The sequence below is a fragment of the Rhodoblastus sp. 17X3 genome (assembly GCF_030056575.1).
Classification (GTDB): domain Bacteria; phylum Pseudomonadota; class Alphaproteobacteria; order Rhizobiales; family Beijerinckiaceae; genus Rhodoblastus.
In genome coordinates, this window is record NZ_JASHHX010000004.1 from 153225 (window position 1) to 168976 (window position 15752).

Below are 15752 nucleotides of genomic sequence, written 5' to 3' on the forward strand. Positions count from 1 at the left end.
ATGCTCGCCTCGTCTGAATTCTACTTGCCCGGCCTTTTCTGCCGCCGCGCCTTGAAGGGGCGCGGCGGGCTGGCCTGGCTTTCGTCCGCGATCAGCGCCTTGCGATAGATGTCGCGCTGTTCATGGATGGAGGCGATGACCAGCCCCATTGGCACGCCGATATCGACCAGCGCGGCTTCGGATAATTGCAGGCTGGCCTCCATGGTTTCCGGCACGGCGTCGGTCGCGCCGAGCTTGTAAAGCGCGCGGGCGTGGGCGGCGTCGCGGGCGCGCGCGACGATGGTGAGATCGCCCCGCGCCTCGCGCGCTTGCCGCACCACGGCGTCCACCGCGCTCGGCGCATGCATGGTTGCGACCAATGCGCGGGCGTTGGCGAGGCCGCAAAGGTTGAGAAAATCCTTGTTGGTGCCGTCGCCCCAATAGACCGGCTCGCCGCGCGAACGCGCCTGCGCGGCTATGGCCGGGTCGCCGTCCACGCAGAGATAGTCCACCTTGTGGACGCGCATCAGCTCGCCGACGATTTCTCCGACCCGGCCATAGCCGACGATGATGACGCGGGAGACGGGTGCCAGTTCGCTGGGCTGCGGACCGGGCAGGAAGGCTTCCTTTTTGGGGACGGAGCGGGCCGCCAAGGTGGCGAAAAGCGGAATCAGCGTCATGGACAAGGTGACGCCGATGAGGATTTCGCTGGTGAGATCCGCGGGAAGTATATGGGCCGCGACCGCCGTCGAGAGGATGACGAAGGCGAATTCGCCGCCCGGCCCGAGCAGCAGGCCGACTTCGCGCGCCTTGCGCCAGGGCAGGCTGAACAGGCGCGCGAGGCCGATCAGCAGAGGCGTCTTCACCAGGGTCAGAACGACGGCGACGCCGATGGTCGCGCCGGGATGCCGGACCACTTCCATCGGGTCGAGGCTGGCGCCGACCGAGACGAAAAACAGACCGAGCAGCAGGCCCTTGAACGGATCGATCGCCAGTTCGATGGCGCGGCGGAACTCGGTTTCGGCCAGCAGCAGGCCCGCGATGAAGGCGCCGAGCGCCATGGACAGCCCGGCATAGGCCGCCGCGACAGCCGTCGCAATCACCACCAGCAGGCAGGCGGCCATGAAGAGTTCGGTCGAATCGGCGGCGGCGACCAGCTGGAACATCGGCCGCAGTACGAGCCGCCCGACGCCCACGATGGCCGCCACGCCAATCAGCGCGGGGGCGAAGGCGAGGAATGGATGGGCCTGTTCCGCCGTATCCGAAAACATCGAGACCATGAACAGCAGCGGCGCCACGAGCAGGTCCTGAAAGAGCAGCACCGAGAAGATCGCGCGGCCCGACAGGGTGTTGAGGCGGCGCGATTCGGCCAGCACCGGCACGACGATGGCGGTGGAGGATAGCGCCAGCGCCGCGCCCAGCACGATCGCGGCGGACTGGGGCAGGCCGAAGGCGCGCGCGACCAGATAGAGCGCGCCGCCGCAAAGGGCGACCTGCAGGGCGCCGAGGCCGAAGACGAAGCGCCGCAACAGCACGAGGCGCTCCAGCGACAATTCGAGTCCGATGTTGAACATCAGGAAGACGACGCCAAAGGACGCGACAGCCGCGACGCCCTCGCTATTGGCGAGGAAGGGCAGGTTGAACGGGAGTTGCGCGTCGAGCCGGCCCATCACATGCGGGCCGATCACCATGCCCGCGATGAGGAAGCCCAGCACCGGACTGACGCGCAAACGCCGGAACAACGGCACGGCGACGCCCGCCACGCCCAGAAAGAGCAGCGGCGCCTTGTACGGCTCGATGTCGAATTGCGCGATCAATTGCATTCTCCAGACAAAACAGGATAACGGATTCGCGCATCGCGCCAAGCGCGCTCCGTCTCACGCAAGCTCCGGGCCAGACATGTCTCGCATTCCAAACGGCCTTTATCGCGTCGTCCGGCTCGAAACGGCCTATCGCGCCGCGCGCTGGGATTTCGCCGAACGCGAGGCGGCGCGGATCGACGCGCATTGGGCCCGGGCGCTCGCCGAAAAGCCGAGATTGTTCGACGGCAAGGTGCTGATGCTGCGCGACGCCGAAATCGTCGCGACGCCGGAAGGCGACGTTTTTCGTGGCAGTTTTTTCGACACCTCGTTCCGGAATTTCCACGCCTGGTTCGGTTTCGGCTTTCCGGACCGCGACGTCCATAATTGCTTCGCGATGGCGGCGCTGCGTGCGCGCGACGGCGCTTTCCTGCTTGGCGAAATGGGCGACCATACGATGAATGGCGGCCAGATCTATTTCGCCGCCGGCACGCCTGACCGGAACGACATTTTCGGCGACAACGTCGATCTAGCCGCCAGCGTGGCGCGCGAGCTGGAGGAGGAGACAGGCTTCGCCCCAGAACAGGCCCCGGCCGCGCCAGGGTGGATCGTTCTCGTCTCGGACACGAAAATCGCCTGCATTCAGGAGAGGCGTCTGCCGTTTTCCGCCGTGGAGGCCGAGGCGCGCATGAGCGCCTTTATCGCGCGCGACCCGGAGCCGGAATTCGCGCGCTTCCATATCGTCGCCGGACCGCAGGACATCGATCCGGGGCGGATGCCCGATTTCATCCAGGCCTATCTGCGCGACGCTCTGGCTCATACCATTTCTCCTTAACCGCGATGAATCGCGGTTAAGGAATCCCTCGCATGAGCCGGAAGGGCGTCGCAAGACGCCCGTCTTGTGACGGGCTATTGGGCGCAGTCGCGCCTAGCCAAGGTTCACAGGTTTTCACCTGCGAGCCTTGGTATCAGCCAGCCGGATAGCCGTGACGTTCCTTGCTCGCGCGCAGAAGATATTGCGCGCGCAGCGCGTCGCCGGCGGAACAGGCGCGTTCGGCTTCGGCCATTTCGGTCTGGATCTGGGCGTGGACGCCCTTCTCGACATGACCCATGGCGAGGTCATTGTCCTGGATCGCGCGGTAGCGGGCGATTTCCGCCGCGCAGCCGCCGTCTGGCAGCGCGCGTGGCGTGACGCGGACGGCTTCCTGCGACGGCAGCGGCTGAACCGCCTCGATCGGGGCCTGCTGCCGGTTGGCGTTGCAGCCCGCGAGCGCCAGGCTCAGGCCCAGAAGGGGCGCAAGGGAGATGAGACGCATGATCGGACTCGCAATCTCGACGCTACGCCTCTCATCCTTCGCCAAACAGGCGCGGCGGTCAAGATTTCAGCCCGCGCGCAGCAGCCGCAGCGCGGTGTCGCGCTCGAATAGATAGAGCAGCAGCCGCAATTTCCGGCCGCGCTCGCCGGTCAGGTCAGGATCGGCGGCGAGGAGTTTTTCGGCGTCGTCGCGCGCGGCGCGCAACAGGTCCGGGTGGAGGTCGAGCCGCGCGATCTTGAATCCTGGCGCGCCGGATTGGCGCGCGCCCAGCACTTCGCCTTCGCCGCGCAGCCGCAAATCTTCTTCCGCGATGCGAAACCCATCCTCGGTCTCGCGCAAGATTTCCAGCCGCGCGCGGGCCGTCTCGCCGAGCGGGCCGGCATAGAGCAGGACGCAGGACGATTTCTCCGAGCCGCGCCCCACGCGCCCGCGCAGCTGGTGCAATTGCGCGAGGCCGAACCGCTCGGCGTGTTCGATCACGATGATCGTCGCCTCGGGCACGTTGACGCCGACTTCGATCACTGTCGTCGCCACCAGCACTTTGGTGACGCCGCGAGAAAAATCCTCCATGGCCGCATCCTTGTCGCGGCCCTTCATCTGGCCGTGGACGAGGCCGACCTGCGCGCCGAAGAACTTGCGCAGGTCTTCCGCGCGGTCCTGCGCGGCGGCGAGATCACTGTCCTCGCTGCCTTCGACCAGCGGGCAGACCCAATAGACCCGTGCGCCGGTCTTGATCGCCCGCGCCAGTCCGGCGACGACTTCGTCGATGCGCTCGACGCTGATCGCCCGCGTGTCGATCGGCTGCCGGCCCGGCGGCTTCTCCCGCAGCGACGACAGCTCCATATCGCCGAAATAGGCCAGCGCCAGCGTGCGCGGAATCGGCGTCGCGGTCATCGCCAGCACGTCCACGGCCTCGCCCTTTTCGCCCAGCGCCAGACGCTGATGCACGCCGAAGCGGTGCTGCTCGTCGATCGCCGCGAGGCCGAGCCGCGCGAAGGCGACGTCCTCCTGAACAAGGGCGTGTGTGCCGACCACGATGTCGAGCGCGCCGTTCGCCAGCCCTTCGAGCGTCGCGCGACGCTCGGCCGCCTTGTCGCGTCCGGTCATCAGCGCGATGGTCAGGCCCGCCGCCTCGGCCAGCGGCTTGAGCGTGGCGAAATGCTGGCGCGCCAGAATCTCTGTCGGCGCCATCAGCGCGGCCTGCCGCCCGGCCTCGATCACATGGGCCATGGCCAGCAATGCCACCACCGTCTTGCCGGAGCCGACATCGCCTTGCAGCAGCCGCAGCATCCTCTTGTCGCTGGCGAGGTCGGCGGAAATTTCGGCCACGGCTTTGGCCTGGTCGTCCGTGAGGGCGAAGGGCAGGGCGGCGAGAATCCTTTTCGCAAGGGCGCCATCGGAGATCTGGGGACGCCCGCGCAAGACCTGCGCCTTGGCGCGCACCAGCCGCAGGCTGAGCTGATGAGACAGCAATTCATCATAGGCGAGCCGGGCGAAGAATTTGCCTTCCGGCGCGAGGTCTTGCGGCGTTTGCGGATGATGCAGCCGGGCCAGGCTTTCGCCGAAGGAAAGCCAGCCCGTTGCGCGGAAAAATTTCTCGTCCTGCCATTCCGGCAATTGCGGCAAGCGGGCCAGCGCGCCCGCCGCCGCCTTGGCCAGCACGCGCGGAAACAGCCCTTCCGTGAGGCCGTAGATCGGCTCGACCGGCGGCAGGGCGGCAAGGCCCGCCTCGTCGAGAATGCGATCCGGATGGACCATCTGGCGGTAGGCGTCGAACAGTTCGACGAGGCCGGACACCCAGCGCGTCTCGCCGAGCGGCAGCAATTTCTCGATCCAGTTCGCATTGGCGCGGAAGAAGATCAGCGTCAGGTCGCCGGTCTCGTCCTCGGTCAGGACGCGATAAGGCCCCTTGCCGCGCGGGGGGCGATGCTCCGTGACGCGGACTTTTATGGTCGAGACGGCGCCGATCGGCGCTTCCGCGACCTTGGGTCGCGCGCGGCGGTCGATCCCCGACAGGGGCAGGTGCAGCAGCAGGTCAAGTGTGCGCGCCGGACGGTCCGGCTCGCCCAGCAGCCGGTCGAGCAATTTGCCCGTCTTGGGGCCGACGCCGGGCAGGGCGCTCGCGCTGGCGAATAGGGGATCGAGAAGCGAGGGCCGCATGTCTCGTGTTTAGCCGCGCCGGCTGATGTCGGCAAGGCCGCGCCCATTCGTGAAAAGCCCTTCCGCGAAAAGCCTTGCGCTGGCGCTGCGGCGCGGCAAAAATCGAGGCTGCTAGGAGAATCCTTTGGCCCGCATGTCCCCGCTGTTTCGCGCCGCCTTCGCCTTTCTCGTCCTCTGCCTGCCGGCGCGGGCGGGCGACAAGGTCGTTTTCGCGGCGAACTGGCTGGCCGAGGCCGAGCATGGCGGCTTCTACCAGGCGCTCGCCGACGGAACCTACGCCCGCTATGGCCTCGATGTAACGATTCTCCCGGGTGGGCCGCAGAAGAACAACCGCCTGCTGCTCGCCGCCGGCAAGGCGGATTTCTATATGGGCGACAATCTGATCGGCCAGTTTTCGGCGCTCGCCGAGAATGTCCCGATCGTCACGGTCGCCGCGATCTTCCAGAAGGACCCTCTGGTTTTCATGTCGCATCCCGGCGCGGGCCTCGACCGTTTCGAGGACCTGCCGAACGCCAAGGCTTTTGTCGGCCTGGCGACGCTCACCACGGTCTGGCCCTGGATGGAGCGCAAATGGGGTTTCAAGCGCGCCAATGTCGCGAGCTATAACTATAATTCCGCGCCCTTTATCGCCGACAGGAACGCGATCCAGCAGGGCTACGCGACATCCGAGCCCTTCGTCATCGCGCGCGAGGGCGGCTTCAAGCCCAATGTCTTTTTGCTGGCCGATTACGGATATGAAACCTATTCCACCACCATCGAGACCGGCCGCGACCTGCTGGAGAAAAACCCCGATCGCGTGCGGCGGTTCGTCGAGGCGTCGATTCTCGGCTGGGTTCATTATCTCCATGGCGACAATCGTGAGGCCAATGAGTTGATCAAGCGCGAAAATCCCGATCTCAACGACGCCCAGATCGCCTTTTCCATCGCCCAGATGAAAGGTTTCGGCATTGTCGAATCCGGCGACGCCCTCACGCTCGGCATAGGCGCGATGGACAAGCAGCGCATCGAGCGCCACTACCGCGACATGGCGGCGGCGGGCGCCGCGCCCGCCGGGCTCGACGTCGGGCGCGGCTTCGATTTCCGCTTCGTGAACAAGAGGCTGGGTCTGGAAGGGCAGAGCCGGAATTGACCGCGCCTCTCGCCAGCCTGCGCGACCTTCGGCTGTCCTTTCCGGGGCAGGGCGCCATGGCGCTCGACGGCGTTGGGCTGGAGCTGCTTCCCGGCGAAACCCTCTGTCTGCTCGGCCCGTCAGGCTGCGGCAAATCCACTCTGCTGCGGCTGATCTCGGGGCTGGAGCGGCCCGATGCCGGCGAAGTGATCTGGCAAGGCGGGTCGGCGCCGAAGATCGGCTTCGTCTTCCAGGAGCCGAACCTGATGCCCTGGGCCGACCTCTTCGCCAATGTCTATCTCCCGCTTCGTCTCGCCGGCATGTCGCGGAGCCGGGCGACGCCACTGGTGGAGGCGGCGCTGGCGCGCGTTGGCCTTGGCGACCGCCAGCGCGCGCTGCCGCGCGAATTGTCTGGCGGCATGAAGATGCGGGCCTCGATCGCCCGGGCGCTGGTGGACCGGCCCAGCCTGCTGCTGCTCGACGAGCCCTTCGCGGCGCTCGACGAGATCACCCGCTGGCAGCTGAACGACGCCTTGCTGGATCTGCGCCGCGAGAGCGGGGCGACCATCGTCTTCGTCACCCATTCCGTCTATGAAAGCGCCTATCTCGCCGATCGCGTGGCGATCATGCGAGCGCGGCCGGGGCGGATCGATTCCATCCTGACCCTCGAACGCGGCGCGGCGCGAGGGCTGGAGCTGCGCCGCAGCCCCGGCTTCGTGGAAGATTGCGCGCGCATCGCGGAGGGCCTGCAAGGCGCGATGGGGAGGGCGGCGTGAACGGACTTCCCGGCCGCCTCGCACCTTTTCTGGCCCTCCTGGCCCTGCTCGGACTTTGGCAGGCGGCGGTCGCATTTTTCGATATTCCTCCGACGCAATTGCCGGCGCCAAGCCTGATCGCCAGAACTCTGGTCGACAATGCGCCGCAATTGCTCGCGGCGACGCTGACGACCTTGCGCGAGGCGCTGGAGGCGCTGGCGCTGGCGGCTTTCGGAGGCGTGGCCCTCGCCCTGCTGTTCGCCTGGTCGCCCTGGCTGGAAAAGACCTTCCTGCCTTTGGCCATCGCGCTTCAGGTGACGCCGCTGATCGCTGTCGCGCCGCTGCTGCTGGTCTATCTTGAAGCCCCGGCGGCGGTGCTCGCCTGCGCCTTTCTCGTCGCCTTTTTTCCGATTCTCTCCAACGCGTCGGCGGGGCTCAAGGCGACGGACCGGGGCCTGATCGAGCTTTTTCGGCTCAAGGGGGCGTCGCGCGGAAAAATATTGGCGCTGCTGCGGCTGCCTTCAGCTTTGCCGCAGATCTTTACTGGCCTGCGCATCGGCGGCGGCCTGGCGCTGATCGGCGCGGTGGCGGCGGAACTGGCGGCGGGGGCCGCGGGAAGCGGCGAGGGACTCGCCTTTCGTATCGTCGAGGCGGGTTATCGACTCAAGATTCCGATGATGTACGCCGCCGTCGCGCTGCTGTGCCTGTGCGGATTGGCGCTTTATGCAGCTTTAGCTGGACTGGGCCATATTTTGCTGCGGCGTTGGCGCGACGAGCCGAAATTCTGAGGCTTTTCCAAGAGATGCAGCCAGGGGGCGCGGCAAATCGCCTCGGCGCCTTTTCGCGTGCTTTTTTTATCACTGTCAAATAAATTTCTCGTGATCCGTAATTTCGCCTTTTTTTGCGCCTTTTTTGGTCGTGCTCAAAGGGCGGCGCATTGGCCGAGTCGATTTTCAACGGCGGGCGTCCGGGCGGATTTGCGGAACGGGAGTGACGCAAGGACGCTAATTCTTTGTTTCGAAACATGTTCGCCCGGAAGACGTCAGCGTCTTCGGGGAATGTGGACGGCTGCGCGACGTCGTACCCCCGGGGGCGTCGCAATGAGCACAGCGCCAGCAACGGGTGGGACTAGGCAGGAATTATGCAGCTTCCGCCGGAAGTCATTAACGCGAAATTAGGGATAATTTGTTTCGATTCAAGGACGTTCGGCGTTCTCGCCCATTCAGCGGACGGCCTAGTCACAACCGATTCGTCGGTTCGTCAGCCAGCGCCTTTCGGCGTCGCTCAGCTTGAACCCGAACAGCGCCCCGGCGCGACCCGCGTAGTGTATGCAGGATTCAGCGTATGACCGATTGGAGCTACGAGACCTGCGATCCGGTCTATCAGGATCGTTCGAGCCGCACCCGGAAAGTGTTCGTCCGGACGATTCCAGCCTTGGCCGCCTTCTCGTTCAGCGCCGCGGTCGCCCTGCGCCTGGCTGGCGGCCTTGCCGGCGATGCGGGCGTTCCCGCCGATGTCGGCCTGCACGCAGCCGCTCAAGCGGCCGCCGGGCCTCAGTCCCAGACGCCAGAGTCTGGCGCTCTCGCCAAATCAGCCGCCGTCGCGGTCGCGCATGTGGCGCTCGAATCCGGCCCGACCAAGCCGTCCATGGACAAGCCGCGCAATCCTTTCGGCGGGCTGTTCGATCCGGACCTCGCCGCAACCGGCATGACGGGGATGGCCGCCCAGAACGATCCGGTTGGCCCTTCCTTCTCGCCCTTGCAGTCCGAGCCGCTTTTCGTGCTCGTCGAGACGCCGGACAGCGCGTCCCAGATTGCCGAGGCGGATGCGAACCAGCAGGTCGCGGAAGCGGAACCCGCCCAAGCCGACCCGGCGCAAGCCAATGCGGGCCAGGCCATCGCTCAAGCCCTGTCCAATGTTCCGCTGCCGCCGCTTCGGACCGCTCAGGTCGAAGAAGCCGAGCCGGCCGCGGCTGTCGCCGACAGCCATCCGCTGCCGCCGACGCGTCCGTCCGAACTCTCCAGCGTCGCTCGTGTCGTGGCCGACGCCGCGCCGCGCCGCGAAATCGCCGCGCCGGCTCCGGCTACGCCTCTGCCCGCGCCGCCGACCCGCGCCGCCGCTTCCGTGCGTGAGCGGGCCCAGGCGACGACCTTCGCGCGCAACGATCCGCGCTCCCTGTTCGACAAATTGTTTGCCGGCAATTCCGAACAGAAGGGCCCGCAGCTCGCCTATGCCTCGCAGGAAGGCGGGGGCGGAGGCCTGTTCAACCTGTCGCGCGGCGCGTCAGCTTCGCCCTCGCCGGTCGCGGCGACGGGCGGCACGGCGGTCTATGACATCTCCGCCCACACCGTCTATCTGCCGAACGGGCAGGCGCTCGAAGCCCATTCCGGCCTCGGCCCCTATTTCGACCATCCGGGCTATGTCCACGTGCGCATGCGCGGCTCGACCCCGCCCGCGACCTATCAGCTCAGCTTGCGCGAAAGCCTGTTCCACGGCGTCCAGGCGCTGCGCCTGACGCCCATCGACAGCAATGTCCATGGCCGCAATGGCCTGCTGGCGCATACCTTCATGCTGGGGCAGCGCGGCGATTCCAACGGCTGCGTCTCGTTCCGCAACTACCGCGCCTTCCTCGAGGCTTATATGCGCGGCGAAATCCGCCAGTTGAAGGTGGTCGCGAGCCGCTGAGCCTCGCGACCTGAAAAGAGGCGCTGACAGCCGCCTCGTACCGCCCTATAAGAGCCTTCCGCCTGCGCCGAAATACGGCGCAGGCCTTTTCGCGTTTGCTGGAGAGCCGCATGTCGGGCACGCAGAGATCGAGCGAGGGGCTGGACCCACGTCGGCGTAGAATTCTGTTCCGGTGCTGGCACCGGGGCATGAGAGAGGTCGATCTTCTGCTCGGCCAGTTCGCCGACGCCCGCATCGACCAGCTGAGCGAGGACGAACTCGACCAGCTCGAACATTTCATGGAAGCCCAGGACGCCGACATTTTCTCCTGGTTTGCGGGCTCCAAGCCGGTCGATCCGGCCTATGACCGTCCGATCTTCCTGACGATCAAGACCTTCCACACCCATAACGGCCCGATCCATATTTGAGGCCGCCGTGGCGCCCGGCCGCTAATCAGAAATTTCCCCAATGCATGATCTTCACCGCGCCTGCGCCGAACTGGAAAAAGGCCGCTCGCTGATCCTTTCGCGCGCGCCGGAGGGTTTCGACGCCTTCGTCGCCGCCGATCTCGCCCGCGGCATGGCCAAGGCTGGCGAAGGGCGCTCCTGCGCGCTGGTCCATGTCGCCCGCGACAGCCAGCGCCTGCGCGCCTTCCGCGACGCGCTTGTCTTCGCGGCGCCGGATGCGGAAATTCTGGAATTCCCCGCCTGGGACTGCCAGCCCTATGACCGCGTCTCGCCCAACGCCGCTGTCGCCGCCGAACGCATGACCGCTCTGGCGCGGCTCGCCCGCACGCGCTCCTCCTTCGAAAAGCCGCGCCTGCTGCTCACCACGGTCGCCGCGCTCGCCCAACGCGTGCCTCCACGCAAGGATATGGCGGCGAAAAGCTTTTCCGCGACGCCGGGCGCGGCGGTCGATCTGCACGAACTCGCCGCCTGGCTCGAAGCCAATGGCTTTTTACGCGCTTCGACTGTCCGTGAGAGCGGTGAATATGCCTTGCGGGGCGGCATTGTCGATCTCTATCCGCCAAGCCTGCCCGCGCCGGTGCGGCTCGACTTCTTCGGCGACGTGCTGGAGACGATCCGCGCCTTCGACCCGGAAAGCCAGCGCACCACCGCGCAATTGCGCGCGCTTGATCTGGTGCCGGTCAACGAGGCGCCGATCCTCACCGAGACGATCAAGCGCTTCCGTCAGAGCTATATCGCGCATTTCGGCGCGCAGACTCGCGGCGACGCCCTCTATGAAGCCGTGAGCGAAGGCCGCCGCCCGGCGGGCCTCGAGCATTGGCTGCCGCTGCTCTACGACAAGCTCGACAGCCTGTTCGACTATATCGACGACGCGCCCCTGCTGCTTGACGCCCAGGCGGAAGCCGCCGCTCACGAACGCTTCGACCAGATCAAGGACTATTACGAGTCCCGCCGCGGCGTTTATTCGAGCGATCCCGCGCATTGCAACTACAAGCCGCTGCCGCCTGACGAACTTTATCTCTCCGCCGATGAGTTCAAAGGGGCTCTGGCCAAGGCGGCTACGGCGCGCTTCACGCCCTTCGCCGCGCCGGAGGGGGCGGCGACGCTGATCGATTGCGGCGGCGTCGCGGGGCGCAATTTCGCGCCGGAGCGAAATGACGAAAACGCCAATGTGTTCCAGGCGGCGGTCGATCATATCCGCGCGCTGCAAGGCGAGGGCAAGAGGGTCATCGTCGCCGGCTGGACCGACGGCTCGCGCGAGCGCCTCGGCTCGGTGCTGGCCGAACATGGCTTGAAGAAACAGGAGATCGTCTCCTCGCTGGCCCAGGCGCTGAGTCTGCGCGACGCCCGGGCCGCCCTGGCGGTGATCGGGCTCGAAGCCGGCTTCGTCGCCGGCGATCTCGCCGTGATCGGCGAGCAGGATATTCTCGGCGACCGTCTCGCGCCGCAGCGCAAGCGTCGCAAGCGGGCGGAAAACTTTCTGGCCGAGGTCTCGGCGCTGTCGGCGGGCGATCTGGTCGTCCATGTCGATCATGGCATCGGGCGTTTCATCGGCCTGAAGCAGATCGAGGCGGCGGGCGCGCCGCATGATTGCCTTGAGCTGCATTATCACAGCGGCGACAAGCTGTTCGTGCCGGTGGAAAATATCGAGCTGCTGTCGCGCTACGGCTCAGAGGACAATGAGGTCGCGCTTGACCGGCTCGGCCACAGCGCCTGGCGCGAGCGCAAGGCCCGCCTGAAGCTCCGCATCCGCAATATGGCGCAGGGGCTCATCAAGATCGCCGCCGCCCGCGCCCTGCACGAGGCGCCGCGACTGACGCCGCCCGAAGGCCTCTACGAGGAATTCTGCGCCCGCTTCCCCTATGACGAGACGGAGGACCAGCTCGGCGCCATCGAGGCGACGCTGATGGACATGGCCTCGGGCAAGCCGATGGACCGCCTGATCTGCGGCGACGTCGGCTTCGGCAAGACCGAAGTGGCGCTGCGCGCCGCCTTCACGGCGGCCATCAACGGCGTTCAGGTCGCTGTGGTCGTGCCGACCACCCTGCTGGCGCGCCAGCATTTCAAGAATTTCTCCGCGCGTTTCGCCGGCCTGCCGATCCGGCTGGCGCAAATGTCGCGCATGGCGAGCACAGCGGACATGCGCGCGGCGCGCGCGGGCGCGGCTGACGGCACGATCGATATTGTCATCGGCACCCATGCGGTGCTGGGCAAGACGGTCGGCTTCAAGAACCTCGGCCTCGTCATCATCGACGAGGAGCAGCATTTCGGCGTCGGCCACAAGGAGCGGCTCAAGGAGATGCGCGCGGCGGTCCATGTGCTGACCCTGTCCGCGACCCCGATCCCGCGCACGTTGCAACTGGCTCTGACGGGCGTGCGCGAACTCTCCATCATCGCCACGCCGCCGGTCGATCGCCTCGCCGTGCGCACCTTTGTGACGCCCTTCGACGACCTCATCCTGCGCGAGGCCCTGTTGCGCGAGCGTTTTCGCGGCGGCCAGAGCTTCTTCGTCTGCCCGCGCCTCGAAGACCTCGACGACGTCGCGGCCTGGCTGCGCCAGAACACGCCCGAGGCGAGATTCACCATCGCCCATGGCCAGATGGCGGCGACCGAGCTGGAGGAGCGCATCGGCGCCTTTTATGACGGCAAATATGACGTGCTGGTTTCGACGAATATTGTGGAATCCGGCCTCGATATTCCGACCGCCAACACCTTGATCGTCTATCGCTCCGACATGTTCGGCCTCGCGCAGCTTTACCAATTGCGCGGCCGCGTCGGGCGCTCCAAGACGCGCGCCTATGCCTTCTTCACCACGCCGCTGAACCGCACGGTCACGCCGCAGGCGCAGAAGCGTCTGGAGGTGCTGCAATCGCTCGACACGCTCGGCGCCGGCTTCCAGCTCGCCAGCCATGATCTAGACCTGCGCGGCGCCGGCAACCTGCTCGGCGACGAGCAATCCGGCCATATCCGCGAGGTCGGCTACGAGCTGTACCAGCAGATGCTGAACGAGACGATCGCGGCGCTGAAGGCGGGCGGCGGCGAGGCGGTCGAGGAGGCCTGGTCGCCGCTGATTACGCTCGGAACGCCTGTGACGATCCCCGAACATTATGTCGAGGATCTCGACCTGCGCCTGCAGCTCTACCGCCGCCTGGCGACGCTGGACGACGAGGCCGAAATCGAAAGCTTCGCCGCCGAAATGATCGACCGTTTCGGGCCGATGCCGGACGAGGTCAAGCAGCTGATGGTGCTCGTCGGCGTCAAGGCCCTGTGCCGCCGCGCCCATGTCGAGAAGCTCGAGGCCGGGCCGAAGGGCATCATCATCGGCTTCCGCGCCAACAGCTTCGCCAATCCGGCGGGGCTGGTGCGGTTTATCGCGCGGCAGGGTTCTGAGGCCAAGGTGCGCCCGGACATGAAGATTGTCTTCATCGGCGAATTCGAGCGGGCGGCGGACCGTCTGAGCGGCGCCCGCGCCATTTTGCGCGAATTGGTGGCGATTGCGGAAAAGAAGGGGTGAAACGTCAATCCGCCGACCTGGCGGGCGCGACGACCAGCGCCTCGAAGGCCTGCAAAATATCCGGCAGCGCCCTGCCGGTGTCGTCGCTCCATTCGGGATCGACCGTGAATTGCAGGCGTAGATGCAGATCGTCGATCGAACGGATCGGCAGTTCATGCTCGTAAAGCGCCTGAACGCGCTGGGCCCGATAAAAGGCCGGAAGGTCGAGCTGGCTGTCGCCTGGACGGCCCATGAGCATTTCGAGTTCATGTGATCGCGCTTTCCATTTGTCGAATTCGTCCTTCGCCTCGCGCAAACTGGTCGGGAGGGCGAAAGCCTGTTCGATCCGGGTCGCGACTCTGTCAGAGGGTGGGCCAAAGCTGCCGCGATCCCAGCCGTCGAGGCTGGCGTGCCAGCGTCCGGGCGGGTCGAGGTCCGGCGTCAGCGGCGTCAAAAGATCGGCGACGGCGTCATGCAGCAGTTGTTCGCGCGGATTGCGCGCAAGGCCCGCTTCGCGCGAGCCATGGCGCGCGATGATTTCCTCGCGCTCGCCTTCGGTCTGGCGCCATTCCGTCTCGCGGCGCGCGGCGACCGCCGCTTGATGCTTGTCGTAAGATTCGCGGCTCGGCCATTTGACGCCGGCTTCGTCGGTGAAAATCGGGGCGTCGGGTTCCGCTGAGCGAGGGCTTTGGGCGCGCGGCGCCTGGCCGATCAGCCTTTGGCCGAGATCCGTAAAGGTCAGGCCCACTGAGTCGAGATGCTCGCGCAGCTTGCGCAGAGCGACCATCGCCTCGCTTTCGTTCTGGCTGCCGGCGAGCGAAAGCAATTTGCCGAGCCGGACGACGTCGAGACCCATGGCGCACCTGGCTTTCTGAATGATGATCGCGCTGCGCCGCCCCGCTTTCCGGGAGAAAGCGAGCATAGCGTGAACCGAAACACAGCAATATTCGCGCCATGGACTGCGCGCTCAGCCCTGCGTCGCGACGGCATCGGAATTGGTCTCTCCCTTGCATGTGAACGCGACAGGATCAGATGTTGCGAGAGGACGAAATGTCAGACGATGCCTTGCACTCGGTCGTTGTGGCCAAGAAAACTGTTGAAGCCAACAATATGTTGTCCTTCGAGCTGGTCGACCCCGACGGAACGGAGCTTCCGGCCTTTTCCGCCGGCTCCCATATCGATGTGACGATCCCGGGGGGATTGGTCCGCCAATATTCCCTGTGCAACAGCGAGGCCGATCGTCATCGCTATATTATCGGCGTGTGGAATGATCCGAACAGCCGCGGCGGATCGAAGGCCATGCATAACGCCGTGAAGGAAGGGGATTTGCTGCAAGTCGGCCTGCCGCGCAACCGTTTCCGCGTGCCGCGCCAGACCAAGCGCGCCTTGCTGATCGCGCGCGGCATCGGCGTGACGCCGATCCTGAGCATTGCGGATCATCTGAAGGCGCATGATATCCCCTTCGCTTTCCATTATCTCAACGCCCTTGGATCGCCGGGGGCGTTCAACGCCATGATCACAGGCTCCGACTTCGCGGAAAATACGACGTCCTATCTGGAATCGAAGGGCGAGGCGCTGGACCCGAAAACGGTTCTTCTGGACCAGCCGGAGGATACGCATCTCTTCATCTGCGGCGTCGACTGGTGGCTCGATCCCCTCATTATCTTCGCCAGGCAAAATGGCTGGACCGAGGAACGCATCCATATCGAGCGCTTCACGGCCAAGGCCTCGGCGCCCTTGCTCGACAAAGTGTTCGAGGTGAAGATCGCGAGCACAGGCGCCGTCTTCAAGATCCCCGGCGACAAGAGCGTCACGGAGTTTCTGGAAGAAAAGGGCGTCAAGATTCCCACCTCCTGCGAGCAGGGCATGTGCGGGACCTGCAAGATCAAGATCCTCGAAGGCGAGGCCGACCACCGTGACAAGCGCCTCTCGGGCGAGCAGCGCGCCCAGGGCTTTTTCCTCGCCTGCGTGTCTCGGGCGAAGGGTCCTCTTCTTGTGTTGGATTTGTGAC

General features: G+C 65.8%; 12 protein-coding genes. 8 read left to right on the forward strand and 4 right to left on the reverse strand.

Going from position 1 to position 15752, the window contains the following annotated elements:
- Positions 1 to 20 precede the first annotated feature (20 nt).
- Positions 21 to 1796 carry a cation:proton antiporter domain-containing protein gene (locus QM467_RS06360; protein WP_283365462.1) on the reverse strand — a complete coding sequence of 592 codons (1776 nt, stop codon included), beginning with the start codon at positions 1794 to 1796 and terminating at the stop codon, positions 21 to 23.
- 82 nt (positions 1797 to 1878) lie between these two features.
- Here QM467_RS06360 and QM467_RS06365 point away from each other — a divergent pair, with 82 nt between their 5' ends.
- Positions 1879 to 2613 (forward strand): NUDIX hydrolase, encoded by a 735-nt coding sequence (locus QM467_RS06365; protein WP_283365463.1) that lies wholly within the window; start codon positions 1879 to 1881, stop codon positions 2611 to 2613.
- A gap of 133 nt (positions 2614 to 2746) precedes the next feature.
- Here the strand turns inward: QM467_RS06365 and QM467_RS06370 are convergent, their stop codons facing one another.
- Complete coding sequence (locus QM467_RS06370) at positions 2747 to 3094, reverse strand: hypothetical protein (RefSeq protein WP_283365464.1); 348 nt, start codon at positions 3092 to 3094, stop codon at positions 2747 to 2749.
- Between the two features lie 66 nt (positions 3095 to 3160).
- Positions 3161 to 5254 carry an ATP-dependent DNA helicase RecG gene (gene recG, locus QM467_RS06375; protein ID WP_283365465.1) on the reverse strand — a complete coding sequence of 698 codons (2094 nt, stop codon included), beginning with the start codon at positions 5252 to 5254 and terminating at the stop codon, positions 3161 to 3163.
- Positions 5255 to 5387: 133 nt separating this feature from the next.
- Here recG and QM467_RS06380 point away from each other — a divergent pair, with 133 nt between their 5' ends.
- From QM467_RS06380 to mfd, 6 genes are all read left to right on the forward strand, one after another.
- Positions 5388 to 6383: an ABC transporter substrate-binding protein gene (locus tag QM467_RS06380; RefSeq protein ID WP_283365466.1), complete on the forward strand. Its 996-nt coding sequence runs from the start codon at positions 5388 to 5390 to the stop codon at positions 6381 to 6383.
- Positions 6380 to 7138 (forward strand): ABC transporter ATP-binding protein, encoded by a 759-nt coding sequence (locus QM467_RS06385; protein WP_283365467.1) that lies wholly within the window; start codon positions 6380 to 6382, stop codon positions 7136 to 7138. Before QM467_RS06380 ends, QM467_RS06385 begins: the two co-directional genes overlap by 4 nt.
- A complete protein-coding gene (locus QM467_RS06390; RefSeq protein WP_283365468.1) occupies positions 7135 to 7905 on the forward strand; it encodes an ABC transporter permease in 771 nt (256 codons plus the stop codon). The genes QM467_RS06385 and QM467_RS06390 overlap by 4 nt, the downstream gene beginning before the upstream one ends.
- A gap of 556 nt (positions 7906 to 8461) precedes the next feature.
- Positions 8462 to 9802 (forward strand): DUF2778 domain-containing protein, encoded by a 1341-nt coding sequence (locus tag QM467_RS06395; protein ID WP_283365469.1) that lies wholly within the window; start codon positions 8462 to 8464, stop codon positions 9800 to 9802.
- 188 nt (positions 9803 to 9990) lie between these two features.
- Entirely contained in the window at positions 9991 to 10209 is a 219-nt protein-coding gene (locus QM467_RS06400; protein WP_446737742.1) for an FAD assembly factor SdhE, read from the forward strand.
- Positions 10210 to 10249: 40 nt separating this feature from the next.
- Positions 10250 to 13762: a transcription-repair coupling factor gene (gene mfd, locus QM467_RS06405; protein ID WP_283365471.1), complete on the forward strand. Its 3513-nt coding sequence runs from the start codon at positions 10250 to 10252 to the stop codon at positions 13760 to 13762.
- A gap of 4 nt (positions 13763 to 13766) precedes the next feature.
- On the opposite strand, the gene QM467_RS06410 is transcribed toward mfd, so the two are convergent.
- Entirely contained in the window at positions 13767 to 14597 is an 831-nt protein-coding gene (locus QM467_RS06410; RefSeq protein ID WP_283365472.1) for a hypothetical protein, read from the reverse strand.
- 194 nt (positions 14598 to 14791) lie between these two features.
- Between QM467_RS06410 and QM467_RS06415 the strand changes: the two genes are divergently transcribed.
- A complete protein-coding gene (locus QM467_RS06415) occupies positions 14792 to 15751 on the forward strand; it encodes a PDR/VanB family oxidoreductase (RefSeq protein WP_283365473.1) in 960 nt (319 codons plus the stop codon).
- Position 15752: the final 1 nt, after the last annotated feature.